The sequence below is a fragment of the Mesotoga sp. H07pep.5.4 genome (assembly GCF_003664935.1).
In the GTDB taxonomy this organism is placed as follows: domain Bacteria; phylum Thermotogota; class Thermotogae; order Petrotogales; family Kosmotogaceae; genus Mesotoga; species Mesotoga prima.
This window is the reverse complement of record NZ_JFHM01000032.1, coordinates 16,224-42,148: the sequence shown is the minus strand read 5'-3', so window position 1 is coordinate 42,148 and position 25,925 is coordinate 16,224. Positions and strand designations below refer to the sequence as shown.

General features: G+C 47.5%; 21 protein-coding genes and 1 CRISPR repeat array. All 21 genes read right to left on the bottom strand.

What is annotated here, in order from left to right:
* Positions 1-53: 53 nt before the first annotated feature.
* A CRISPR array of direct repeats spans positions 54-610; the repeat unit is 30 nt; unit sequence ATTTAGATACCTTCAAGGATATATGGGGAC.
* 225 nt (positions 611-835) lie between these two features.
* A complete protein-coding gene (gene cas2, locus Y696_RS13940) occupies positions 836-1,099 on the bottom strand; it encodes a CRISPR-associated endonuclease Cas2 (protein ID WP_121510830.1) in 264 nt (87 codons plus the stop codon).
* Between the two features lie 43 nt (positions 1,100-1,142).
* Positions 1,143-2,087: a type I-B CRISPR-associated endonuclease Cas1b gene (gene cas1b / locus Y696_RS13935; protein WP_220668804.1), complete on the bottom strand. Its 945-nt coding sequence runs from the start codon at positions 2,085-2,087 to the stop codon at positions 1,143-1,145.
* Positions 2,088-2,098: 11 nt separating this feature from the next.
* Positions 2,099-2,605 carry a CRISPR-associated protein Cas4 gene (cas4, locus tag Y696_RS13930; protein ID WP_220668803.1) on the bottom strand — a complete coding sequence of 169 codons (507 nt, stop codon included), beginning with the start codon at positions 2,603-2,605 and terminating at the stop codon, positions 2,099-2,101.
* Positions 2,598-4,865, bottom strand: a complete 2,268-nt coding sequence (gene cas3 / locus Y696_RS13925; RefSeq protein WP_121510828.1) for a CRISPR-associated helicase Cas3' — start codon at positions 4,863-4,865, stop codon at positions 2,598-2,600. The genes cas4 and cas3 overlap by 8 nt, the downstream gene beginning before the upstream one ends.
* Complete coding sequence (gene cas5b, locus Y696_RS13920; RefSeq protein ID WP_121510827.1) at positions 4,850-5,539, bottom strand: type I-B CRISPR-associated protein Cas5b; 690 nt, start codon at positions 5,537-5,539, stop codon at positions 4,850-4,852. The genes cas3 and cas5b overlap by 16 nt, the downstream gene beginning before the upstream one ends.
* A 4-nt stretch (positions 5,540-5,543) precedes the next feature.
* Positions 5,544-6,467, bottom strand: a complete 924-nt coding sequence (cas7i, locus tag Y696_RS13915) for a type I-B CRISPR-associated protein Cas7/Cst2/DevR (RefSeq protein WP_121510826.1) — start codon at positions 6,465-6,467, stop codon at positions 5,544-5,546.
* Positions 6,467-8,068 (bottom strand): type I-B CRISPR-associated protein Cas8b1/Cst1, encoded by a 1,602-nt coding sequence (gene cas8a1, locus Y696_RS13910; protein WP_121510825.1) that lies wholly within the window; start codon positions 8,066-8,068, stop codon positions 6,467-6,469. Before cas8a1 ends, cas7i begins: the two co-directional genes overlap by 1 nt.
* Positions 8,065-8,772, bottom strand: a complete 708-nt coding sequence (cas6, locus tag Y696_RS13905; RefSeq protein ID WP_121510824.1) for a CRISPR-associated endoribonuclease Cas6 — start codon at positions 8,770-8,772, stop codon at positions 8,065-8,067. The genes cas8a1 and cas6 overlap by 4 nt, the downstream gene beginning before the upstream one ends.
* Positions 8,773-9,027: 255 nt before the next feature.
* Positions 9,028-9,180, bottom strand: a complete 153-nt coding sequence (locus tag Y696_RS14135; protein ID WP_183084243.1) for a hypothetical protein — start codon at positions 9,178-9,180, stop codon at positions 9,028-9,030.
* A 1,095-nt stretch (positions 9,181-10,275) separates the two neighbouring features.
* Positions 10,276-11,256 (bottom strand): glycoside hydrolase family 130 protein, encoded by a 981-nt coding sequence (locus tag Y696_RS13895; RefSeq protein WP_121510822.1) that lies wholly within the window; start codon positions 11,254-11,256, stop codon positions 10,276-10,278.
* Between the two features lie 23 nt (positions 11,257-11,279).
* Complete coding sequence (locus Y696_RS13890) at positions 11,280-12,275, bottom strand: LacI family DNA-binding transcriptional regulator (protein WP_121510821.1); 996 nt, start codon at positions 12,273-12,275, stop codon at positions 11,280-11,282.
* A gap of 14 nt (positions 12,276-12,289) precedes the next feature.
* On the bottom strand, positions 12,290-13,684 hold the full coding sequence (locus Y696_RS13885; protein WP_121510820.1) for a glycoside hydrolase family 1 protein: 1,395 nt from the start codon (positions 13,682-13,684) through the stop codon (positions 12,290-12,292).
* Complete coding sequence (locus Y696_RS13880) at positions 13,662-14,564, bottom strand: ABC transporter ATP-binding protein (RefSeq protein ID WP_121510819.1); 903 nt, start codon at positions 14,562-14,564, stop codon at positions 13,662-13,664. Before Y696_RS13880 ends, Y696_RS13885 begins: the two co-directional genes overlap by 23 nt.
* Positions 14,565-15,515 (bottom strand): ABC transporter ATP-binding protein, encoded by a 951-nt coding sequence (locus tag Y696_RS13875; RefSeq protein ID WP_121510818.1) that lies wholly within the window; start codon positions 15,513-15,515, stop codon positions 14,565-14,567. It abuts the gene before it with no gap.
* Between the two features lie 2 nt (positions 15,516-15,517).
* Entirely contained in the window at positions 15,518-16,366 is an 849-nt protein-coding gene (locus Y696_RS13870) for an ABC transporter permease (protein ID WP_103134775.1), read from the bottom strand.
* Positions 16,363-17,355 (bottom strand): ABC transporter permease, encoded by a 993-nt coding sequence (locus tag Y696_RS13865; RefSeq protein WP_121510817.1) that lies wholly within the window; start codon positions 17,353-17,355, stop codon positions 16,363-16,365. Before Y696_RS13865 ends, Y696_RS13870 begins: the two co-directional genes overlap by 4 nt.
* A 478-nt stretch (positions 17,356-17,833) precedes the next feature.
* On the bottom strand, positions 17,834-19,510 hold the full coding sequence (locus Y696_RS13860; RefSeq protein WP_121510816.1) for an ABC transporter substrate-binding protein: 1,677 nt from the start codon (positions 19,508-19,510) through the stop codon (positions 17,834-17,836).
* Between the two features lie 1,473 nt (positions 19,511-20,983).
* Positions 20,984-22,588 (bottom strand): glycogen debranching protein, encoded by a 1,605-nt coding sequence (locus tag Y696_RS13845; RefSeq protein WP_259459970.1) that lies wholly within the window; start codon positions 22,586-22,588, stop codon positions 20,984-20,986.
* Entirely contained in the window at positions 22,588-23,472 is an 885-nt protein-coding gene (locus Y696_RS13840; RefSeq protein WP_121510813.1) for a carbohydrate ABC transporter permease, read from the bottom strand. The genes Y696_RS13845 and Y696_RS13840 overlap by 1 nt, the downstream gene beginning before the upstream one ends.
* 12 nt (positions 23,473-23,484) lie before the next feature.
* The gene (locus Y696_RS13835) at positions 23,485-24,651 is read right to left on the bottom strand and encodes a carbohydrate ABC transporter permease (RefSeq protein ID WP_014731205.1); all 1,167 of its coding nucleotides are present in this window, start codon (positions 24,649-24,651) and stop codon (positions 23,485-23,487) included.
* A gap of 57 nt (positions 24,652-24,708) precedes the next feature.
* Positions 24,709-25,923, bottom strand: coding sequence for an extracellular solute-binding protein (locus Y696_RS13830; protein WP_121510812.1), 1,215 nt, complete (start codon positions 25,921-25,923; stop codon positions 24,709-24,711).
* Between the last annotated feature and the right edge of the window lie 2 nt (positions 25,924-25,925).

Here is a 25,925-nt window from a genome sequence, read left to right as displayed (position 1 = left end):
TCAAGGATATATGGGGACTCAAGTTGCCGGAGCTGCAATCCCCCTTTATTTCAATTTAGATACCTTCAAGGATATATGGGGACCAGTAAGATCCCTAATCAAAGTATCAATACGTTCAATTTAGATACCTTCAAGGATATATGGGGACTATCCAATCCTGGCCGCATATTCGACATTGAAAACATTTAGATACCTTCAAGGATATATGGGGACCACGAAGTAACTTGCTACTGGAAACCCCCTTTCACATTTAGATACCTTCAAGGATATATGGGGACCTGTCAGAGAATGAATCGGATATAGCCTACTATCTCATTTAGATACCTTCAAGGATATATGGGGACGTAGGATTTTCTCTTAGCGGTAAGCGCCCTGATTTTATTTAGATACCTTCAAGGATATATGGGGACGCATCCGAGATCCAGAGGGGAACTGTATCGATATTGAATTTAGATACCTTCAAGGATATATGGGGACGCAATTACAGGAAACAAATTTTGGATAATTGCGAATATTTAGATACCTTCAAGGATATATGGGGACCTAGCACAGAATCTGACGTTTTTTATGTTTTGCCAAGATTTAGATACCTTCAAGGATATATGGGGACCCCCCGAAAATAGGGCTTATTACATCCAATTATAGCCGACGGCAGTCGATTCTCTCAAAAGAAAGTGGTTATCTTTATCGTCGGGCTGTCATGATGCGAATCTCCTTGGGACCCGACGACATGCTGAAAGGGCTTTTAAAAAGGGGATATAGGCATTTGTCGAGAACTTAGAATCACTCTTTTAGCAACAAAATGACGAAGGAATTTCAGCCGACGAGAGTTCAATCATAAGAAGTTTTTCGTGTCCGCCTTTTCAAGACCAATAACGGTTTTGTTAACCCATTTCTCATCTTTTATCTTGTAGATCAATACACTGTCTTCGTCCTTCTTTATTACTCTGGAAATAGCTTTCTTCATTGCTTCAAATCCAGCAGAGGTTAATTCTCCTTCGAAGACAGAGTTTTGAACCCAGTTCAGCTGCCTCTTGAGAAGCTTTCTAATCTTGTCTATTCTTTTTACCGCAACATCGTAAACCACAAGAACATACATCACTACCACCAGGCTTTGAAAGGTTCGTAAGTTTCATCGCCTATTATGTGCTTTTCAGTTTGTAGCATTCGGAGCGAATCAGTTGCCTGTACGTCAGGTGTTTGCCTGACTTTCTGTGTTTTATCGTAGTCTTCATTCTTTCATCGTAGTCCTGCAGCACCGTCATTCTTCCCTTGTCACTGAGCAGACATATTCCTTCTTTCTTGGTAAAGTCCGAGGTATCGACTTCTCCGTTGTTCCAGAGTTTGAAAATCATCCTGTCAATTACTAGAGGTTTGAATATCTCCGAGATATCAAGTGAAAGTGAGAATCTCCTTGTACCTGGCTCGTGAAGAAAACTGATTGTTGGATCGAGCTGTGTGTAGTATATTTCACTCAGAGTTGCAGTGTACATGAGGGAATTTCCAAAAGAAATAAGGGCATTGACTTCATTGTCCGGCGGTCTCTTCTTCCTCTTGTCGAAAGAAGGAGCTTCCTTCAGTGTATCGTTCCAGCACGAATAGTAAGTGCTTCTGATTCTTCCTTCTATACCCATCAACTGGTCCACTGCACCGGATTCATAGATCGACGCGCTTTCTTTCTCTATTGACTCGATTGTATTGCCGAGTTCTCTTCCTCTTGACTGGTAGTACAGGAGTGTCCGCCGGATGTTTGTCGCTGCACCATCTACAAACAACTGTGCAAGTTTAAGCCTCTTCCTTCTGTTCAGGTAATGTTCGGCCTGTCTGACCTTCACATGACCAGAAACAAGTGTTTCTCTCGGATAGAGAGAACTTGAGTAGAAACCGTAGTAATTGAAGAAGTGAACGACCTTTCCGTTCTGCGCCAGGAAGTTTATCACCTTGGAATTGAGAGTAACCTCTCCCATTACATACAAATCATGGATATCTTGTATGGGAATAGCTTTCTTCCTTTCCTCGGTCTTCACATAGAGGGTATTGCCCTCTCGCAGAAGCGTTCCGTTGTTCATCACGTAGTAAGTCCTCAATTTGGGGCCTCCTAACCATAGCAGAAGTCATAATAGGCGCATTTCTTGCAGTAAGGCTTCGATTCAGAATTAAGAGAAGGAGGTGAAGGCATTTGCAGTACTTCGTCAATGTGAGAGATGATAGACTCTATCTTCTCTCTGGCAGTCTCATTGAGAGTTACTTTCTTCACTCTGTTTTCTTTTGGGTAGTGCAGCTCGCCGTCCACAAAGATACCTTTTAGTGAAAGATAATACAGGTAATAGAGAATCTGATTCTCACTTGCCTCCTCAAGACGGGACGACTTCTTCACTTCGTGAAGCGAGCCACCATCAATGAAATCCACTCTGATTTTGTTGTCTATTAGAATGTCCTTCGCCTTTCGCTCATAGGAATCTTCATGCAGCAACTTTCCAAGCTTCACGTTTTCGTTTTCGCCCTCCATCGAAATTCCGTGACTGAAGAGCCAGAGTTTTCTTTTGCATACGGTGTAATATGAGACCTGCAAACCACCATATGAAGGGAGCTCCGTATCAAACAAAGGGAGATTCTTCCTTTTCGTACTGGATTCCTGTAGAAGCGTCATAGGGTATATTTATCACGACTGTACTTCCGATTAGTTTCACTATCTTTGAATCGGGAACTCTGGATCTCTTCACGGATAGTGTATATCCCTGTAGTTCGGTGGCTGCGCGCAGGCGAGGAATTCTTTCTTTGGAGGATTCTACCCTCTCCACAAGCTGCAATATCACATCTTCTTCTTTTTCATAAACCGCGAGAGGAATGCATTCAACAGATGATATGTCTCTGAAGAGTCTCTGAGCGTCGTCACGGTTCTTGGCTTTCAGAATACCCAACTTAAGCATTTCTATGGCCTTCTCGAACTTCTCTTTAACCTTCTTCGCATTGTCGCTGTAGTAAAGAGTGTTCACTATCTCCTGTTTGTCCTCTTCTGAAAGAAGTCTGCCTGAATAATTCTCCAGGAGCTCTCCAGTTCCTGAGACAAGACTCTTCTCATATACAGACCCAACGCCTGAAGTTTCATCACTCCAGAATACATACACATTTGGATTTTCGAGATTCAGTTTCCCCTCCCTTATCCTTCTCTCAACTCTTCCCATTCTCTGTACGAGACTATCAGCCGGAGCAATCTCGGTGAACAGGACCGGGAAATCAATGTCGAGAGACGCTTCTACAACTTGGGTGCTGACAACAATTCCCGTGAAAGGATTGTTATCATCAAGTAGTTTATTTTCTTTAAGCGACCTGTCCCGCAGGATGAATCCCGAATGAAGGAGCATCAGATTATCTTCTGACTCATTATCGAGTCTTATTTTCAGTTCTTCATAGAGTTTTTGAGCCTGCTTAACGGTGTTTACTACGACCAGTACTCTTCCCTTTTCCCTCCATGAATCGATAATCGAATCACAGGAATCATTGATGTTCTTCCTGACTAATTCTATCCGGTGTTTAGAGACCTGGAGAAAGCGCTTTTCGATTACCAGATCCGGAAGGTTATCTTTCACAAAGTCCATATAGAAGCCTGGCAGTGTGGCAGTCATTAGGCAAAACCTTGACCCAAGTTCTGTCACTTCTTTCAGGCCCCAGAGAATTGCTGCCGCTATTTCGGGATTGTATGCCTGTAATTCGTCTATTACTATGTTCGAATATGAAAGGGTGGCGTAGACCTTTTCATAGCCGGGATACTTGAACGTTGAGGTGAATAACTGATCAGCGGTCGAAACACTTAGCGGTAAGGAAAGCTGCCTCGCTCTGTCCATAAGGCCAACTATTTCGGCGTCCTGTTTGCCCCCTTTTTCTATCTCTTCAAGAAGATACGCAGATGCAGTACTGTGGAGCAAACCTATTCGGCCATCGTCACCAAAAACCGAAAGCATCCTGCTGAACATTGCGTTCACCGAAGTTCTTAAAGGCAACGTGTAGAAAAGTTTCGCATCACCGTTCCACAGGAGGGCTAACTCAGTTTTTCCCATACCGGTAGAGGCAATCAGTATCACGTTTCTCTCCCGAATTGAATCGAGGGCCTCCAGCTGCCAGAGGGAAGAAACATCTATCTTTTTTCCTGCGAGATACTTGAGGACAGAATCCTTTGTGTTTGCGAGTGGCTCAAACTCAGTGGGGAGATGTGCCGATGCCGAGTGATCGGCCTTCATTAGAAACCCTGAAAGAAGGATATATGCCCTCTGGTATTCGGGGTTGTTTCTTACAACGGATTCCCAGTATGAATCCCAGGTACCGGTAAGAATCCTCTTTATGCCTTTAAATCCGGGCTTGTTAAGAATGATTCCCAGCTCTTTCATGAAATCAAGTCTCTCGTAGTTGGGCTGTATATCCTCCTTTATTACTTCTTTGAGGAGCTCGTTATCCGGATCTAACAGTCTTTCCATGATATCTCTGTGATGATGAAAGGCTATGGCCCTTGTCAGTAATGCCTTGAGACATTGATCCTCTATTTCAAGATCACTCGCGTCTGCAAGGAAGAAGGCAGCCGATAGAAAGCTGTGCGGAATATGAGGATCTAGTGATGAAACAGCAAGAGGATCGATATTGATCGATTTCCTCAAGACATTCTGAAAGGGCGTGTAGTTCTTCCCCAGGTCATGATAGGCTGCTACTATTCTCATCAGGCTGTTCAGGTCGGCGAGAGATTCAGGCCAAGAATCCTTCAGCCTCTTCCCATACGCATTCAACAGTGACAGGGAGTTATCAACCACCGCCTTTGTGTGATCGAAAAGCGTCTCAGGGGGTTTTGATTTTGCATATATTACAATTCCAGCCAAACGGGGTCCCCCTCTTCATCTATTCTTGCTTCCTCTATGTTGGGCCTTTCAACATAGAAATAATCTCCCCATTCGAATTCTCGAATTACTGACGGCGGTGTCTTCTTCTTTCCCTGTTGCGGCACTTCTCTATACGAATAGGTCAAAGGCAATCTGTGAAGTGTACCGGAAATCCCGAGTGAATCTGCCATCTCCTTTGGGACAAATGCGGGCTGGCCATACTCTTCTTCAGTTTCAGGGTCATTTACCTGCACGAAGCCCACGCCAACGATCTCAACAAGATCTTCTGCCCTCCCCAAAAAGGGATAATATGGTGGGCAGTTTAGAACCTGAAGTATCTTCTCAAGGAGCAAGTGGTCTTTAGAACCAATGTGTACTGTAAGCGTAACTCCATTGAGGACATTAACAACCATAGGCCGTTTTGTCTCACTGTAAGTTCCGCCTGCGGCCGGTGACATCTTCTTATACCACTGGTAATCCTCCATAATGCCGTTGTGAGAGCCCTGAATACTGAAATTTAGACCCGGAATAAGGCTGTCGGCCCCCAGAAGGCTGTGTATCATTCCATTTACAGTACATGGAGTCGGAAGCGGATAACTCTCAACTATCTCCAGCGAGAAAGGGATTCTGTAGACCGCCGTCTCCTGGTATAACTTTGCTTTAAGAAATTCCATAAAATCACTGCCCGCTGTATACAGACTTGACCAGATTCTTCATTCCCTCTATCGCCTGTTCGGGCGACATGACACTTTCGTCAAACTCATTTGCCCAGTAACCCTTGCGAGCACCAATGAATGTCTCTCCATCTTCTATGGATTCGGATATTTCCTTTATTGGATCAAGATCTATTACTGGTTTGTCTCCATCCCAGGCAATCGAGATGGCGTTCATGAAAAACGGATTCTTGATCTTATAGACTCCGCCTGCAACGAAGACAGGTTTCAGGTCTTCTCTCCTGCCGCGGATATCTCTGTAGAGATATTTGATTATCTCAAGGAGTTCGCAGACTCTCTTGCTTCTTTCTTCAGAAGAAACCTCCGCCTTTCTTTCTTCTTCGGGTAGCGACAGGTTCCACTCTTCGGTACCCACTCTGTCGAGATCGACCGTAACGGTATACCTGTAGAGAGAACGGTGATTCTCGGCGTTCGCAATGTTAGGATTCTCTCCTGCCCTGTCTGCCAGCCACTTGTTCGTCTGGAACTCTACTTCGTAGTTGAACGGTTCAAGGGCTATTGCGGGAGTTAGTCTTACAGGGGCAACTCTGGTCGCCGTTTTATCTTCACTACCTTTGCTTTTTGTCTTCATATAACCGAACAGATCGATCTCGGTAGAGGACTCTATGCTTTCTTCTGCGATGAACTGGACCACCTTATTCTTTCCTGATCCTTCCGCCTTTACCGCAGAGAGCTTCCAGCCAAAGCTCTCGTTGCCCATCTTGACTATGCTGTATCTGAGAGACTGTCTGGAGGAGAAATCGTACTCGTTTCCATTTGCACGCTTCAGCTTTTTAAGAGTGGCCACATTTCCGAACCCTTCACCAAAGTTCAATGATTGCCCTTCCACTACGACGGTTAATGTCAAGCCCCTGTTATGCTTTTCCATTACTGGTTACCTCCTTTATCTTCGTTGTCATCTTTCCCTTTTCCCATAAGGAATCCCGTCATGAAGGCAAAGGCCTTCTCTTTGAAAGTAGCGGTCGGAGACTCGCTAAGAAGCCCCACTATCTCCTCTGGAATTGACCTGTCGCTGTTTATGTATATCTTCAGTAGATTTTCGTAGAACTCCTCGGCTTTGTTGTTGTGGATGAGCGAGAGGAGAACGTAAGACATTCTCTTCTTTTTATCAAGCTCAAAGTGTGTGAAATCTCTTTGACCTATCTCCTGATACTTCCTCAATATGCCATAGTTACCTCTTTCGCCCATGTTCTTTGCACCTCCATCTATTTCCGATCTAATTGAGTTTCTTCTTGCGGATAGTAAAATTGTGTTGAAAGCAGATATGAGCAACCAGACGAAATACCCATCGGTCTTGACAAAAGTTCTCAGAGCAAGAAAGACAGGTTCCATTAAGTCTTTGCCATTTATGAGGTTCTTGAGAACCAATTGCTTCATAGGACCTTCTTCATTTGTTCCCTCAGTAAGGAGTATCCTGCCTGTTATGTTCTTCAGGTTCGTGTCTACAGTTTTGGGATCGGCAAAGAGTCTAGCGACATCGGGAGAAAGGCTATAAGTTTTGAGATTTGGAGTATCCTTCTGTGGCTTTGCAAGCATCTCTATAAACTGCACGTTCTCAAGTGACCACTGCGATTTCCTTTCTATATGACCTGATAGAGATAGCTCTATAACTCTCTCATATAGGGTCTCCCCCTTTTCAAGGGAGTATACAAGAGAGATTCCTTCGTTCAAATTGAACAGTTCTTCTATTCCGAGAGCCGCAAGATTTACGAAAACCTCGTTTGTCTTGTCAACATGATCGTAAGGCTTCCTGGTCAATCCAGCGTAAGCGCAGACCAGTAAGAATCTGCAGACAGGACAAACGTACATATGTGGTTCCAGATTGTAGAAGTAGTTAACAAACTTATTTAGGCTTACCCCAAGAGGAGAGAACAGGGATTTCGAGAAGATAGAATTTCCTTTTTCCAGAGGTTTGGACCTGACTCTGGAGCACATCGAACACAGCGGTTGAGAATTATCCTGTGTTCCATCCAGCGAGTCAATAGCTGGATGTACAAATTCCTCGTCGATTGACTCCGCACGCTTTGAGGTTTTGCTGGATGGATTTGCTATAAGGGGCAGATTGGCATAGTAATTCAAAAGCAAGTTGAATTCAGTAGGAAACTTTGAGAGTTTTTCAATAGTTTTGGTTACTTGCTTCTTCCTTTCGCTTAGAGAGTCCTTGTTCTTGGGCTTTTCAGCGAGTTGCGTCTCTACATCTTTCAACGCTTCTTCAAGGCTCTTGATTGCAATTTTCGTCTGTTCTTCCAGATCTTCGTTATATGGAAGATTATCGATAAGTTCTTTTGTGTACCAGTAAAGACTATAAGCAAGATACTTGTGCCCGAAGTTATCCAGCAGATCTTCTGTCAGCTCTATTGAACCGTCTGCGTTGAAGAGCTTGGCAATATCTACGCCAGAGTACTTCAAGATTCTCAGGAAACCAACTATACCCATGTTTATTAGCCAGTTAGATGCGTAGACTTTCATGATATCAGCTCCAGCATTCCAAATCCCTGCGATGTCCTCGTTCCTATTCCCGCATCATACAGGAACTGAAGCATATTGGTCGAAGAGATTAGCTCGAAAACCCCTTTGAATCCTGTGTGGTAGGTTCCCATGTGCTTCACCACAACTCTTTTCAGTTCAAGAGGAATAAGCTCAACGCTTCCATTGAACTCCTCCGAGAAGTATTCTTCGTATCTCACTTTACAGAAGTGATTCATGCTGCCATAGAAGGCATCTTCTCCAGGCAGCAGATATCTTGATCCATTATCTGGACTTGATTTCACCAAGACGGGGCAGCTAGAACGAACACGGATTCTATCTTTCGATCTGATAAGAGTGTTTACAGGCTTAATGTCTTTAAGCTTGATCTTAGAACCAAAGATTGCGTATTCGCGGTTCTTCCTGAGACCGTTATAGATCATCGCGATGAGTTTGGTGTCTGGGCTGGAGAGTTCAAAGAGAAAGGTTGGGAAATTTAAAATAATGGTCTCGTTTTTCTTGTCTATCCGCATGTCCTTTCCAAAGCAACAGTTGAAGACAATATTTCTGCCGGCACGTCCGCCGTAAACTCTTTCGAACTCTTTTTCAGAGAAAGTTCTTAGTGATTCCTTTATAAGCGACATGAATCCCTTTCGATAGTCCAAAGGAACGGGGTCCGGAGTTTCATACGTTGCGAGCAATCGCAAAACTATCACCTCAATTCATCTTGTGTAGGCAATATTAATTTGACAATTAGTGTTAAGGTAACAACGTAATGCCCTATTTAAGCGATTCATAATTGTTCTGGCAAAGACTTCATAAGGCTTGATTTATGTTCATTATATCGCTTGTAACAAATAAATCAAAATCCAAGAATGTATTAAGGCCTTTTGAAAGGATGCAACGGATTATGCGGTTACAAAGACACGAAAGTGTCGAAAAACAAGAGCTTCTGAAAGGATCTACAAGTAAGAATTGCACTGGCACATAAGGATAGAAAAACTCACCTCCCTGTAGTAAGTGGCTGAAGTATCGCCCATTCGAAGAGTAATTGGTTCAAGTCCAAACACCAGTGTAGACAAAACAAATAAGAGAAAGAAGATAGTTCTTCGCATTTCGAGCCTCCTTTTCTCGTTCCAGACATCCCCCAAAAACGATCGAATCCAAACAGAATTATAAAGGAGTTTACATTGAAAACAAAATTCATCCTTTTCGATCATTGGAAAAAAAGACCCGGCATCATTGCCGGGCAAAAAAGAAGGTGAAAAACACTTGGTTCTTTTTGTGTTCTAGTGGCTCAGAATCATTACGTTTCTCAATCGCTATCTGCAAATAGTACTTCCTTTCGTGACAGACTCCGTTTTTTACATTCAGTTAACCTTAGGGAATAGATACCAGGTGATTGTTCGTCGTTTCAGAGGTAAGAGCCTTGTTCTTGGCTATTGGGAAGGTCTCTGCGGACGCAAGGCTGGGAAAAGCATCCCAGGAAGTGATGCGCCGAAAGATCACGGGCGGAAGTGATGCCCGAAGGATCATCCGGGGAAGTGATGCTGCTTTGCAGGAGGCAAAAAGGAGCCAGTCTGCTGCGCAGGCCAGTCTCTGCCTTGGCAGAGGCCAGTCGCACTTCGTGCGGCCAGTTCCGCTTTGCGGGGAAAGGGCCGCTTGGCCAGAAGACGCTGCACGCTGATCGCTGGGAAGAGCCTTCTTCCAGATAGTGAATCCCTCCGTCCTTCGACAAGAGCAGCTGCAAATTGACAGACACATTGCCGCATGCCCGGACGAGTGAGCAGAGCGGCTTCAAAGAGCACACACCCCATCGCAAGCGGCCCCCCTCGAGCGGGGATTTAGAGGCGGACTCGAAAAGAACATACCAAGATGCAAGGCTGCCTCCGGCAGGAAGCCTCTCAGGTCCACCGTCAAAGGTTCTCCGTCCTCCGAATCGCGACCAAGAGCATAAGTGATGCCGCTTTCAGCGGGAAGCATTAGAAGCCAGTCAAGAGGCGAGAATCATCGCCGCCGGTACCACTTCGTGGTGCCAGTCTCAGCTTCAAGCTGAGGCCAGTCACTGCAAGCAGTGGCAACATGTGACTTTCATTTTGCTTGCAGTATTGGCTATTATCAGAACTTCAACTGACAAGCGCGTAAGAGACAACCGAAAGGACCGGCACAGATACTAATCTCCTGGCGCTGTCTTTTACATAAGGGCAGTCTCAATATGAGTGATCTTGTAGGAAGTCGTACAGGATCTCTGCGGTTGTGAAGGCGAGGGCGGTAACGGTGTCGGCCGCCCCGTAGTATATGGCGATTTTGCCCGTTTCGGGGTCCTGAAGGCTTGCGCAGGGGAAGGTGACGTTGGGGACGTCGCCAATGTTTTCGTAAGGCATTCTCGGGTTGAGTATGTAGTGTTTCGACCTTTTGATTACTTTCCAGGGCCTTTCCAGATCGAGAAGGGCTACGCCGGTGCTGTAAATGAAGCCGTTGCAGGATGTCCATACTCCGTGATAGATTAGCAGCCAACCTTCCGAGGTCTCTATTGGAATCGGTCCGGCCCCCACTTTGGTCGATTGCCAGCCAGACACGGGTGACATTACATGCCTGTGGCAGCCCCAGTGAATCATGTCGGGGCTCTCGCTGTAGAAGATGTCTCCGAAGGGAGTGTGACCGTTGTCGCTCGGCCGGCTCAACATTGCAAACTTTCCTTTGATCTTTCTCGGGAAGAGGACCCCGTTTCTGTTGAAGGGAAGGAATGCGTTCTCAAGCTGATAAAATCTCTGGAAATCGTAAGTGTAGCCAACGCCTATGGTAGGCCCGTGATAACCGTTGCACCAGGTTATGTAGTATCTGTCTTCCAGGAAGACGACTCTGGGATCGTATCCGTAAACGAATCGGCCTATTTCCGGGTCTTCGGCATTAAATTCGATTCTCTCCTGATCTATGTTCCACGACAATCCGTCTTTGCTTCTTCCCGAGTGAAGCTCCATGACAAGCTCTTTCGTATCTATACGGAATACTCCCCTGAATTCATCCTTGTAGGCTACGACGGCGCTGTTGAAGATGCTGTTTGCGTCTCTCACCGTTTTCCGTGTGATTATGGGGTTTTTCGAGTATCTCCAGACCGGTTCGAGATAATCTTTGGGTCTCTCTTCCCAGGGGAGATTTTTGAGTTTATGGCCGAGCATTGTGATCGACAAAGAGGTCCTCTCCTTCCTCTCTCCTATACGGCTTTAACCGATTCCCTTTCGACGAGGGCCGTGGGCAGAACTATATTCCTGAATACTCTCTTCTGGGTGAGCCTCAATCTCTCTATAAGCAGCTGGGCCGCGGCGCTTCCCATTTCGATTCTCGGTTGCGAGACGGTGGTTAATGTGGGGATCGTATAGGGCGCGTGAACGGAATCGTCGAACCCGATCACGGATACGTCGTCTGGGACACGAACACCGTTTTTGTGAAGCTCCTGCATTGCCCCCATTGCCACGTGGTCGTTGACGGCAAAGATCGCCGTGAAATCGATACCGAAATCCCGAAGGTGATCACGGATCGCCTCCTGCCCGTGGTGAGGTTCGAAACCCCCTATCCTCGAGACTTTCAGATCGAAATCCGAGGTCCTCGAAGCGAATTTCCTCATCCCCTTCAACCTCTCCTTTGAAGCGTGCACTCCTTCCTGCCCCGGGAGAAAGAGAACCCGTCTGTGCCCCTTTTCGTAGAGGAATTTCGCAACGTTGTATGCCGCATATGAGTTGTCTATGTTTACGGAATCGGCCTTGACTTCTCTTATAGGGGAGTCGACGGCGACAACGACTATCCCACTCTCTATGAACCTGTTGAGCATGTGCTCGTCGCTGTGAAGAGTCGCAACTATGACTCCATCTACCTTTCGCTGGAAGTATTCGTTCAGAATCTCCTGTTCACGACTGACCATTTCTCTGGCCATGGCAAGCATCACGTTGAAACCGTTTTTGTGAGCATAATCCTCAACTCCCATGAAGATTTCGCCGTAATGGTTTCCCATGGTGTTGGGCAGGAGGACGCCCAGGGTTCTGTAGAGACTCCTCTTTCGAATCGAAGGCATGGGATGGTAGTTGAGTCTGTTGATCACCCTCAACACGCGCAGCTTCGTATCTTCGGAAACATAGCCGCTTCCGTTCAATACCCGAGAGACGGTCGCAATCGAAACCTCGGCTTCGGCAGCGACATCCTTTATCGTCACCATCCAGTCCTTTCCCCCTATTCGATGAGCAGGGTTTCGTCAAAAATGTCGTACGGCTCTTTCAGCATCTTCTTGAAACCATTAACCGAGCCCTGCTTTATGATTTCTTTCAAAAGGTAGTAGGAGGGTCTCGGAGTGAGGCTTCCATCTTTGAAGTCCACACTGACCAGTCCGAAACGCATCCCAAGGCCGGAAGCCCATTCATAGTTGTCGGTGAGAGACCAGTGCATGTACCCCTTCACGCTGAAGCCCTCTTCAATAAGCTTTTCCACTGCTTTCAGGTGGCCTATGAGATAGTATGGCCTCAGTCCGTCCGTGGCATCGGCGATTCCATTCTCGGTTACGAAGACTGGAACGTCGTACCTTCTCATAGTCGTCTTCAGTATATTGTATAACCCTTCGGGGTAGATCTCCCAGCCGAAATCGCTCGTCGGTCTGCCGGATCTGGAAAGCGAGGTGGGCTTGCAGCCCTGCCCAAATCCCGGCAGGGTTCTGTATCCGCTGTCGCTCTCTTCATCGCTTTCTACTACCATCCGTGAATAGTAATTCAGGCCCAGAAAGTCCGTACTATCTTTTATGCGGTCGATAAATTCAAACTGAGCTTTCAGGGCAGGATCGACCGCCCTTTCCTCCCCGTCTATCCAGCTTATAGCGTAGATCAGCCCTACCGGAGAGCTCGTTTCTTTCTTTAGTTCCTCGTATCCAAGTAGATGGGCATTGATTAGATTGTCGCGGGCTACCCGCGCCAGTTCGGGCCTGATTATCGAGGGAGGGAACCCAGAGGCTCTGTTTCTGTAGCCAAGCGTAGCCAAGACATTCGGTTCATTCTCGGTCGACCACATGTCGACGATGTCTCCGAGTCTCCTTCCGCAGAGACCGGCAAATTTACGGAATTCCTCCGCAGCGCGGGGATCGGCCCAGCCCCCGGCGGTGAAATCGGAGTATCTGTTGACCCTAATCGGTTCGTGGAGCCAAATGGGGAGTGAGAAATGGTTGAGATTGACTATCACCTTCATTCCTCGGTTTCTTATGTCCCCGATGATCCCTCTGTAATGCTCTATCGCTTCAGTGTTGCATATGTCATCCAAATCATCTGCCCATCTCTCGAAAGTCGGTTTGGGGAGGATTCTGGACCACTCAAGGCCTATTCGTATTATATTCATTCCCGCGCCGGCAGCAAGTCTGTGGAACTCCTCGAAACCTGTCCAGTAATTCGGCCCGCTTTCGGGAAACGTCCCGCTGACTATCCCGTTTTCGATGTTCAATTTATCATGAGCCCAAACGTACCAGTCCGAGCCGCGGTCGATGCTCTCGGGGGAGTTCCTGCCCATCTCGAACTGAAATCCCGAAAGAGAGGCACCGAACAGGAAATCTTCGCCAAACATGTCTTCATCTCCTTTGTACGGCAACATAGTGATCCTCTTCAACTTCCACCATTTCATGTTCCGCATCCACGATGGGATCGAAACACTTCCGTCCGTCTATTTTCTTTTTGTGATCGCTTTCAATATTCTCCCACTTTTTGTCGAGCCTCGGTACTGAAGAGAGAAGTTTGCATGTGTAATGGTGCTGGGGGTTGAAGAAAACTTTGTCAGTTCTTCCCATTTCTACGACATGACCTTTGAACAGTATCACAGCTCTTTCGCTCAAATAGTAGCCGAGAGACAGGTCATGAGTTATGAAGAGGATTGAAAGCCCCTTCTTTTTGAGGTCTGCGAGCAGGTTCAAAACGTCGATTCTTGTAGAGGCGTCGAGCATGCTAATCAGTTCGTCGGCAACTAGAAGGTTCACGTCCAGCAGCAGGGCCCTGGATATCAGGATTCTCTGGAGCTGTCCGCCGCTCAGCTGATGAGGATACTTGCCCAGAATCTGATCCGGATCGAGGCCAACCAGTTTCAGGACCGTGTGGACCTTGTCCATCCAGTCGCTGTAGTGCATCTTCGCAAAGAAGACCGATCTAAGATTCTCGAAGACTCTGTCAACTTTGAAGATAGGATTATAGGAGCTGAAGGGATCCTGAAAGACGCCCTGGACCTTTCTGTAATAGTCTCTTAGCTCTGCGCCCTTCAGCCCGCTTATATCACGTCCGTCAAGTCGTATTTCCCCTTCGGTGATTGTCAACAATCTCAAGATCATCTTTCCTATGGTGCTTTTTCCGCTCCCGCTCTCGCCTATGAGCGAGGTGACCTCTCCCTCTTCGATCTTGAATGAGACGTTGTTTACGGCCTTGAGCCTGCCTGAAGAGAACATTCCCGTCTTGAAGACCTTCGTCAGATTACTGAGCTCAAGCATCTAGTTCACTCCCCAGCAGGCCACCCAGTGTGAAGGCTCAATTTCAACTATGGGCGGTTCCTCTTCGCATTTTTCGAAGGCGATCGGGCATCTGTCCTTGAATCTGCAGCCCCGCGGAGGCGAGAGGAGTTGAGGGGGTTTTCCAGGGATCCCTTTCAGTCTCTTATCTGTGTAGTGAACGCCGACCTCCGGCAGAGACGAGATAAGCATCTTCGTGTAGGGATGGACGGGCCTTTTTATTATCACTTCCGTGGCGGCCCGCTCGACAAGCTTGCCCGCGTACATTATAAGAATAGAATCGGCTATCTGGTAGAGTATGGAGATGTCATGGGTAACGAAGATGATGCTTTTGACGAAGCCCTTGTCCCTGAACTCCACGATCATCTCAGCCACTGCTCGCTGAGTCGAGACATCCAGGGCCGATGTGATCTCGTCGGCTATCAGCAGAGAGGGATTCAGAAGCGTCGAGATAACCATTACGGCCCTCTGCTTCATTCCGCCCGACAGTTCTACGGGATACATCTTCAGGACCGATCTATCCAGACCCACGAGATCCAACCTCCTGTTGAGTTCGGGGAGAGTCTTTTCATATCCCACGCCGTGACAGGCGAGAAGATCTGAGATGAGTCTCTTGAGCTTCACGGTGGGATTCAAGGCATTCATGGCATACTGAGGGATTATCGAGATTCTCTTGTATCTGAAGTCGTTCATCTTTCTTTGATCGCCGATTGGGAGTGGATTTCCGTCAAGAGAGGCACTGCCCTCCACGAGTTTCATCGGAAGGCGAAGCATTATTAGGGAGTTGCTGAGAGTCGATTTTCCGCAGCCCGATTCTCCGGCAATTCCTGCTATCTCCCCATCACGAAGGTCGAAACTCACACCGTCCAGTGCCTTTATATCTCCCTTAAGAGTCTGGTAATAGACTCTAAGGCCATCCACGCTTAGAGACATTGTCACAGCTCCCTCAATTTAGGATTGAAGACTTCGTCCAGTCCAGTATTCATAAAGTAGAGCGCGCCGACGATAGCCGTAATGGCTACTCCGGGAGGTATCAGCCACCACCACATTCCTAGCTGAATTGCGCTCCAAAGAACCGCATTCTGCATCATGAGTCCGAGCGAGATCCCCTGAGTCGGGCCGAGCCCGATGAAATCAAGCGTAACGGCCGCGAGAATGGCGCCTCCAAACTGGAGTATGAACGTCATGAAGAGATAGGACATCATGTTTGGAGCGATCTCCCCAAAGATTATCCTCAAGGGTTTCATGCCAGTGATTCTTGCGAGGTCCACAAAGTCCCTCGTTCTCAAAGTGAACGTCTGGGCCCTTATCGCTCTCGCCGCCCACGGCCAGGAGGTGAGCCCTATAAATATGCTCTGGACGAGTATTCCCCTGTACGGCAGATAAGCCGCAACAATGAGAAGGAGGGCCAGCGTCGGTATCACGGTTACCACATTGGTCAACATGTTGAGCAGTTCGTCGATCATGCCTCCATGGTAGCCGGCTACGAAGCCGATTAGGACTCCCAGAACTGTCGCTAGACCTCCGGCAACCAATCCGACCAGGAAGGTTGACCTCAGCCCATAAACCGTCTGCGAGAAAACATCCTGCCCGAAGGTTGTGGTTCCTAACCAGAACTCTTTTGAAGGAGGGTGGTAACCTGGCCCCGCATAATCGAGCGGTCCGTACTTCGCGAAGAGAGGTCCGAAGATCGCCAGTAAGATGAAGATCACCAGTATGAAAAAGCCGACCTTCAAACGTCCGTTCCTCAGGGCGAAGTATAGAAATTCATTCTTTGTCTTCATACAGTCTCTCCTTCTGCCGTGTGCCTGATTCTCGGATCGATCAGTATATACGCGATATCCAGAATGATGTTAGCCAACAACACGCCGACGATTATGAACAGAAAACAGCCCTGTATGAGGAAGTAATCCTGATTCATTATCGCTTCCTTTAGAAGATATCCGATGCCGGGGTATGAAAAGACGACTTCGGTAGCAAGAGCCCCGGCAACTATGACACCTAGCTGGAGAGCCAGTCCCGTGATCTGAGGAAGGACCGCGTTCTTATAGGCATACCGTCTGACCAGTCTTCCCGAGGCACCCAGAGATTCAAGGTATCTGGAATACTCGGCCTCGAGTTCGTAGATGATCATGTTACGCATTCCGATGGCCCAGCCTCCAAATTGCACGAGAAAGAGAGAGCTGAAGGGAAGTATCCAGTGCTTCAGGAAATCCCAGATGAAGGTCCAGCTCCAGTTGGGAACCATTGAAAAACTGTAGGCACCCGCTATGGGGAGAACGTCTAGCGCGACCCCAAAGAACCAGGCCAGAAGTATACCGAGCCACATGTAGGGCGTGGCCGTAAGCACGTACCATATAGGCAAGACGATGCCGTCAAGTTTCTTCTTCCTGGCGGCGAAGGCGCCGAACTTGTTCCCGGCTATATAACTCAACATTATTGCGGGAATCAAAAGGGCAAGATCAAAGGGCAGGGCCCTGGCTATTACCCTCGTAACGGGAGCCCCTGTAACATATATGCTGACTCCGAGATCGCCTCTGAAAAGGCCCGCCCAAAAAGCGAAATACTGGTGAAGGGGCGACTTGTCCAGCCCGTAGATCTCGTTAAGGTAGCCGGCGATTACCTCGGTTGTATCCGATCTGGTGGAAAACCTAGACAGTAGGTTCGTAATTGGATTGCCGGGCATGAATCGCGGTATCATCCAGTCTATCGTAACCGCAAATACAAATGTCAGCAGGTAGATTATTATCTTTCTTCTGAAATAGGCTCCCACAGTCTGAGTCTCCTTCCTTTACCCTACCCACGTGATGGAGAGCTTCATCTTCTTGCCCAACCAAAAGTTATTTTCAGTTGAAAGTGCGATACTCTATCCCTTCCGATCACCCATTTAGATTTCGAGGCTCTTCAGGCTCTCGCTTGACAGAGAGAGGCGATTAGACAGGTTTTTCTTTCTTCATAAATTGCTGAAAGTTGGTTCAATAATGTTTAGAGACTGCGCGTATGAAGACCTGGGTGCAACCTTATACTCATAGGCAGTCCGGCATCTCGATCTCTCCAGTCTGTACCATTATCGCTATTGTCTTTCGGAATTCGGACGTCTTGCTAGAACTCTCTTGTTCGTCGCTCAGCGAAAAACAACACTGGGAGCCCGAACATGACAGGTTGAATCTCGCATGAGCCAAACCGTTTAATCTCAGTCTGCCAAAAGCCCCCACGGGCCGGAAGTCCATGGGGGCGAAGATTATATTCCGCTACTTAGCCTCCAGGGCTGTCAGCATGAATATACCACCGAGCTGCCATTTTCCGTTCCAGGTACATGGATAGTAGTGAGGACCATGTTCGCTCGGCCAGTTGGTCCAAACATTGGTACTTGCCTGGAACCACATTCCGTTGAACCAGAGGGGAACGTAGGGAATCTCTTTCAAGAAAAGCTCTTCCAGTTCCGACATGATCTTTTGACCAGTCTCGTAGTCATCGACAGGCGTTCTGTCGAAGGCTTCCATCAACTCAAAGGCCTTGGGATTGTTGTATTTTCCGTAGTTGCCCTGAGTCTGCTGTTCTCTGATATCCCAGAATAGCCAGTAGTAGTAACTCCATACTGTGTTAGACAGGTTGCTGTTGAAGTTGTTTATCGCCATATCGAAGTTGCCGCCGTAAAGCTCGTCCTGATACCTCGAATAGTCGGGGAACTCGGCCTTTGCGTTAATGCCCACGGCGTTCAGGTTGTTGGCAATTATCTTTATCGACTCCATCCAGTCGGTCCAGCCGAATGGAACTATTATAGAGAGCTCTATCTCGGAACCGTCCGGCGCCTCGACAAATCCGTCTCCGTTAATGTCCTTGTAGCCCGCATCGGCAAGGACCTTTTTGGAAACCGATGGATCGTACTTGAATCCATACTGCTCGACAACCTTTTCATCGTAATACTTCATCCAGGCGTCGATAGGAAGGAAGCCAAGCGGGTTAGACTTGATTACCTGGTTTTCGAAAACCCTTGTGACTATGTCGTCGGCGTTTATTGCCCAGGCAACGGCCTTCCTGAAGTTAACATCGTCCATCGGCTTTCTGCTGTTGTTTAGAAAGAGAACTGCCGTATTGTCGGAAAGCATGTAAGGCGCGCCATCGAAATATGTATGGATTCCGTAAGCGGATTTGACGGCGGGGATTCCGGGAAGGAAGAAGTTACTGATATCCAGTTCCCCTTTGAAGATCATACCGAGAGCTACGTTGTTTCCCGAAACGGTGAGGTAGACTATTCTCTTGGGCGTAGGCTTTATCCCCAGCTGCTCGATAGCCCACCAGTTTTCGTTTCTCAAATAGATCATTCTGTCCTGACCGTAACCTTCGGCTGTGTAGCAACCCGTTCCAATAGGACCCTCGTTCGCTCCAGTCAGAATTTCGGCTTCCGTCTTGTTTTTCCATATGTGCTCGGGAACCATAGGCAACTGATAGAGCTGGAAAGACCATTGCTGATACAGCGGTTCGGTGAAGTGGACTCGCACAGTCAGTCTATCTACAATCTCCACTTCCTTCATCCAGTTCCACATGGAGCTGTAATGGACTCCGGGATACTTCTTTGCGATGTCGAATGTGAATTTCACATCTTCGGCATTAAACTCCTCTCCATCCGTCCAGTATACTCCGTCTCGAAGCTTCAGCTCGTAGGTCTTTCCGTCTATCCATCCTCCATCCACTGCAAGCCAGTGTATCATCTCGTTGCTCAGAGGATCGAACATAAACAGGTATTCATAGATTAGACCGTTGGTTCCGGTCATAATCGCCCATGGGGTAAATGGATTCCAGTTGTTCGGTGGACTCCAAAGGCCTCCACCGGCGTACAGAGTTTCCTTTCGATCGTAAACTTGACCAATAGCGAGGCTACTAACGAGTATGATGGCCAGAAGTAATAAAATGAACCTCTTTTTCATATACCCAACCTCCTTTACTTAGCCTTATGGGCTCCGACAACATAATATTCCTGAAAACATTTACATATTAAAGCGATCTCAGGTCGATATTTCTCAGAAATCTGGAATTATCATCGAACTGTGCATAATGCTTTCTACATTCACAAATAATTAACGCTATTTCAAGGTAAACCGTGTAGCCTTCCGCATGCATTATCTGAATTATCTTCAGTGAAGTTCGTGTAAGTGTTCTTCTCTCGCAAAAGAGTGACAAAGATGAATTTGTTTTTGCCGTTTTATGCGGAAAATGTTTTTCAAAGGATCCAAATGAAATCCTCGCTTGTGAAAATGGTTTTCATGTATCGGTTCGTTAGGGTCGAAATCCTTATTGCAAGAACCCGTCCTTGGATAAGATCAAACCCAGATCCCGAAACAAGTTCGGGATGACAGCTAACGGTTACTCCGAAAAGGCTAGATTCCGTCATTCCTACAAAGCTCCTGGTCGGAATCTCGATAGTATTGCTTCATGGCTCTCCTCGGTGAATGGTGACTACTTTCTTGCTCTTCCAACCTCTGGCCACTAACCTCTAACCTCGGTTCCCGTATCAAGTCGGGATGACAATGTTAGGCGATTACGAAAACGTCACATACCATCATCCTCAGGAAGCCCGACCTTGGTCCTTCCAAGAGCAAGAACCCGTCCTTCGGGAAGAATGGTTCTTCGTTGCTAAGCGTCCAGGTTGTTCGGGGTTTGTCTTCCCGATCAGGCGAGGACTTCTGCAACGTAGTATCCTTGTCATTCAGGTCTTTCAATTGATCTTCAAAGGGTTTGGTTAGTTTTTGGTCGACACTTTACGTAGCTCGTCAAGGACACGTTCACATTCTTTTCAACAAGCCGTTCCGTTTGTTTACGGGCGGGACCGTTCCAAGCGTATCGTACGCAGCCGCTGACTATCTATAAGAGCCCGCTCGAAAGAATGACTCACCGAGTACAGGGTCGATGGGCTCTGACCAATCGTTCTTTCATCGGTTTGGGCAACAAGATTGTTTTCAGCTTCTCATGCAGCCGCGTGGCACCGGAGGATTCACTTTTTCTACTCGGCAGCGTTATCTTTCCCGACAAGTGGTCTTCGGTGGCTTTCAATATGTTTTGAGAAGCGGGTCGTCCAGAAGGTTTTTGCCCCAGAGCAACATATGAACTCTCGGAACAATCAAACGCAAGATTTTCTCTGCTTCTTTATCGATCTCAGGAGTGACTGGATATACGGCGCATCCCAGCCACCAAGTGTTTTCTTGCTTCCGGCATACTCACACTCCGGCTGGCTGTGATTAAACTTTTCAGGGACTTGGCTACCAATTCAGCGAATGATTCGACTCTGTCGGCACATCGATCATGGCTGTCAGTCTTGTGCCTTGACAGTGTTCTCGAATAAAAACCAGGCGTGAATACCGGCCCTTTCTGGAGTTTCTATCAGCAAGCAGGGGAGGGGGAGTTCATGTGTTCGATAACTGCTCGATCAAAGGTATCGCGTAGGCATTCCAGGCCTGGATCGTACAACCGCCAGCGGGAAGTATTTCCGGTAACGCCCCGTACATTTCGCTTTTTAGAGAGTTCTGAAGAGACAAGATGAACTTTTCAGAAAGGTCCGGCCTTCCGTATCTGATTCCCGCTTCTATGGCAAGGAGAGTGGGAAGTGACCAGACAATATCGTTTTTGTCACCCTCTCCATAATCGCCTGCTTCGAAGGTTTTTAGAGGGAGCGAGTGTATCAGCCCCGGCTCCTTGAAGTTGCCTATCTTCTCCATTTTTGCCAGCAATCTCTCCCCGATTTCTCTCCGGATGAGACCCATGGACAGTGGATAAATTTGTATAAAGTGACCCTCGAAATTCCCGCTTTTTTCGGTGAGGGCGTCGTAAAAAAGGCCATCTTTGCCGTACCAGTCTTTTAGAAACTCACGATCGTATTTTTCAAGAAGCCAAGCCGCGAACTGAGAGTTTTTGAGATCTTTCATCATGTTCGAGTCGCGTAGCTCTTTCAGCATAGAGTATAGCCAGCAGGCGGAATCCAACAGAGCAAATTCGCCACTGATGGGTACTTCTACGATGCCTTCACCCTGAGGATACAGCTTTCGCGAAAGGTGACCGGAAACGTGTGAAAACGCGTTGTCCACAAGTTCTAAGTACTCTTTTTTGGAAGTCTTTACCGCATACTTCAGGGCTAGATAGGCAAAAGCGATTATCTCGTTCATTCTTCCGTAAGCGTATATCCTGCCCGCCGTAGTAACTTCGTGAGGGGCCAGGCCGTTGCCGAATTTCGCGAGATTGTCTATCGTCTTTCCCACAAGTTCCAGCATGGGCGTTTCGAGAAGTCCGAGGCAGGTATAGACTCCATCGATCCCGAACCACCAGGGAAACTCTCCCAGCCCAGCGACAAATCCGCATCCCACGTCTCTTTCGAAGAAGAGTTCAAGAGCTCCAGCCCTTGCCCAGAATGGTATAGTGTCCTGGAATGGTGGAAGATATCGACGGTTGTGTTCCTCCCGGTCAAGGAGGTATTGTTCGTAACCCTCTTTCCCGGGTCTGCCCAGAGCAATAACCGCTTCAAGAGTGCCCCTTCTGCCGAGTTTCAGCCAGTCGCCTTCCGATGTGGCCTTTCCGTTCACTTTGACGAAAGAACTCATGCCCTCTAATTCGCGCCAGACGATCGTGTCCCGGCCTCGATTCTCCACTTTCACCGAGATGTTTCCAGAAGGTCTGTCTTCGAGCCACACTAGATCCATCTCCTGTCTGAGGCAGAACTCGATCTTGGCACGACTCTCAATTCTGATGGATATAAATGGCCGTTCAGGGTGGGCAAGAATCCGGAGGTCGGCCCCGGGATAGTTGACAATTCGTTCCGAGACTTTGTTCTGAAAGCCTGTCGGCGAAACCCTCTTTCCATTGAGCGAGAGAGAATACGAAGAGAATAGCCTGTAGTTATCTAGCCAAAACCCGCCCATCTTTCCCTTCAAATGCCAGCCAATGTTTTCTGCGTTTCCGTCGATACCTCCAAAAAAATATGCCCTCCTGCCTGCCACGTAGTAGTCAAAATTATCCATCAGCCTTTCACCCCGGATGAAACGCCTGTATCTATGAACTGCCTCTGGAAGATCAGGAAAATGATTATCATTGGAATCGTCATCATTATGGAAGCTGCCATCATATACTGCCAGTACGTATAGTAACTTGTCCGGTAGAAATCAAGGCCCACAGTTAGGGTAAACATCTCCTTTCTCGAGGTCATGAGCAGCGGCCAGAGAAAGTCGTTCCAGGTGCCGACAAAGATGTATATGGCCAATGCTGAAATGGCCGGTTTTGAGATTGGCAACACGACTTTGAAGTAAGTCTTGATTATCGAGGCGCCATCGATTCTTGCGGCCTCTTCCATCTCCCTGGGAATACCCATGAAGAACTGCCTCATCAGAAAGATCCCAAAGACACCGGTTAGCTTGGGGAGAAAGAGGCCGTAATAAGTGTTCACGAATCCGAACCTCACCATGAGGTTGTAATTGGGTATCAGCGTGACGTGACCGGGGATCATGAGTGTGGCTAGAAAGAGTGCGAACCACAGATCCCTCAGCGGAAAACGCAACCTAGCGAAGGCGTAACCTCCAAGGGCATCGAAGATAAGGTGGCCAATTGTTACCAGCGCGGCATAGATGATCGTGTTAAGTATCCATCTGGCGTAGGGCGTGATCTTGAAGACTTGTACGTAATTCTCGCCGGTAGCGGGGGCTCCGAAAAACTCCGGAGGCCACTTAAACAAATTTATCTCGGGAGGCCACTTCATTATATCCGTACCCGTTGTCACACCGTTTTCGGTGTATCTCATAGGAGTGAGAGATACTATGGCCGACCAGAGGAAGGGAAAGAGCGAAACGACCGCATAGAGAATCAACACGACGTAGGCGATAATCATACCAATCTTTAGTTTTTTCTTCATGTAATCGCCCCCTTAAAAATACGACTCTTCCTTTATCAGTTTGCGCTGAAGGGCAGTGATCGCGAAAATTATCAGAAAGAGGACCATCGCGATCGCAGAAGCATAGCCCATCCTGTGATATTCAAAAGCGTTCTTGTATATGTAATAGGAAATCGTTATATTTCGCATGTTTTTGATTAGGAAGTATATCTGGTCAAAAACCTGCAGACAACCTATTATTCCCATTATCGATACGAAGAGCATCTGAGGTCTGAGAAGGGGCACAGTGATCTTCCAGAAGGTCTTCCAGAATTTCGCCCCATCGAGCTGGGAGGCCTCGTAAATGGATGATGGAATACTCTGCAGCGCGGCCAGAAAGGTTATCATGAAGTAACCGGCTGTGGTCCATATGTTCATCACCATAATTGCTCCGAGAGCCGTATTCGGTTCATTGAGCCAGTCAACAGCCTGAAACCCGAACGTTGAAAGGAACCTGTTCAAAACGCCGGGCTTGGAGTATATAAGCCAGAAGATCATCGAGATAGCCGCGGAAGAAGAAATTGAAGGGAGGAAGAAAACCGTCTTGAAGAATCTCTGTCCCATGATTTTCATGTTGGCGGCTACGGCCAGGAGGATTGCCAGTAACGTCTGGATGGGTACGACTACGATGGAATAGACAAAGGCGTTCTTTAACGAGATCCAGAAATACTGATCCTTGAACATCTCTCTGAAATTCTTTAATCCTACAAATTCCGGCACGTATCTCGTGAAGAGTTCACTCTTTGAGGACATGTATTCCTTCATGAAGTCTTTGACAGATACCGAACTGTTGAGCCGGCCTGCCAGAAAGTCTTCTACTATTTTGTCCGTATCTAGAAAGCTACTTACGGCTTCCTTTTGCTCTGCGTTCAGTTTTACCCCCATATCCAGCGTCAAGAAAGTTACCGGGTCAAAAAGAGAGAGAAGCTCATTCTTGACAAGTCCTTCTTCATCGGGGAAAACGCCCAGATGAAATGAAACGGATTCTTCAGGGACGAAGGTCATGTTGAATTTTTGGGCTTCCGTGGGCTGGTAGTTGGTGAAGCTGTAGTACAAGCCTGCGAAAACAGGATAGATCGTGAAGATCAAGATGGTGATTATTATAGGCGCTGCGAAGAGATAACCAACCATGGCTTCTCTCGTTTTGAAATTCAGCTTCATATCCTCACCCCTCTAAAGAGATCCGGGCGGATCGCAATCCGCCCGGCAAGAGACAGGTTATTCGGCTACCCAGCCCGAATAATTCTCTTCGACAAAGGTTAAGGCTTCGGAGAGGCTGATTTTCTGATAGAAGAGATCCTTTAACAACGAATTGAGCTGGTCGTGTGCTCTGGAAAAAACTCCGCTGGGTGTCTTGACCTTCCAGGGAGTGCCATACTCCGCGCCTCTGTAGAATGCCTGTTTCGTTGGATCGGTATCCTTTTCAGCGTTCTGTATGTTGGAGGCCAGTACTCCCGCTTCGCTGACAAACCGCTCTTGTCCCTTCGTAACAAGGAATTTCAAGACTTCCCAGGCTGCATCCTTGTTTGGAGTAGTTCGGTTTATGCTCCAGGAGACCGTATAAACCATCGTTGACTTCTCAATAAGATGCGGCATCTCGACTATACCGGTGTTCTTCAGAACTTCCGGGTAATCGCCGGCGAGGAATCCGATGGTCCAGGGGCCGGTCATCGCCATAGCCACCCTTTCCTTTCCATAAGCTTCTCCAATCCAACCAGCACCCAGGTTTGCCGGTTCCTGAGCGACTTTGTACTTGTTGACCAGATCGAGATAGAAATTGAGGCCGAATTTGGCATCTGGTTTACCCAGAGCTACGTTTAGATCCTCGTCAACGATGTCTCCGCCTGTTCCATAAACAAAAGGTAGTATCCTATTGAGATCGGCCGCAAGAACCAGAGGGGTTTCAAAGCCTTTTCTCTTCAGTTGAAGCGCCTTATCAAGCATGTCGAACCAGGTGTCTTCGTCTGTAGGGTAGGAGACATCGTACTGGTCGAATATTTTCTTGTTGAAAACAAGCGCAAGGGTCGAAAAGTCCTTCGGGATCCCGTAGATCCTATCTTCGTACTTGAAGGCTTCGATGAGATTGGGGTAGAACCAGTCGATGTCGAAACTATCGTCTCTTTTGATGTATAGATCTAGTGGAAGGAGCATATTCTGCTTGGCCAGTTCTTCGAACCAGAAGGCTTCAACATAGAAGAGATCAGGAGCGGTGCCAGCAGAATACTGGGTGATAAGCATTTGCCTGAAGTCCCCCGGTATAGGCTGCCATTCGACCACGATATCCGTTTGCATGTTGTTGAATTCCTCGACGTTCTTCATTATGACGGCCTCTTCAACAGGGTTTCCAGGCCAGCCGCTGATTCTGATGTTCGTGACCCCTAATACCATGAGTCCAGCTAACAAAACAAGACTTACCAACAGAAATCTTTTCATAC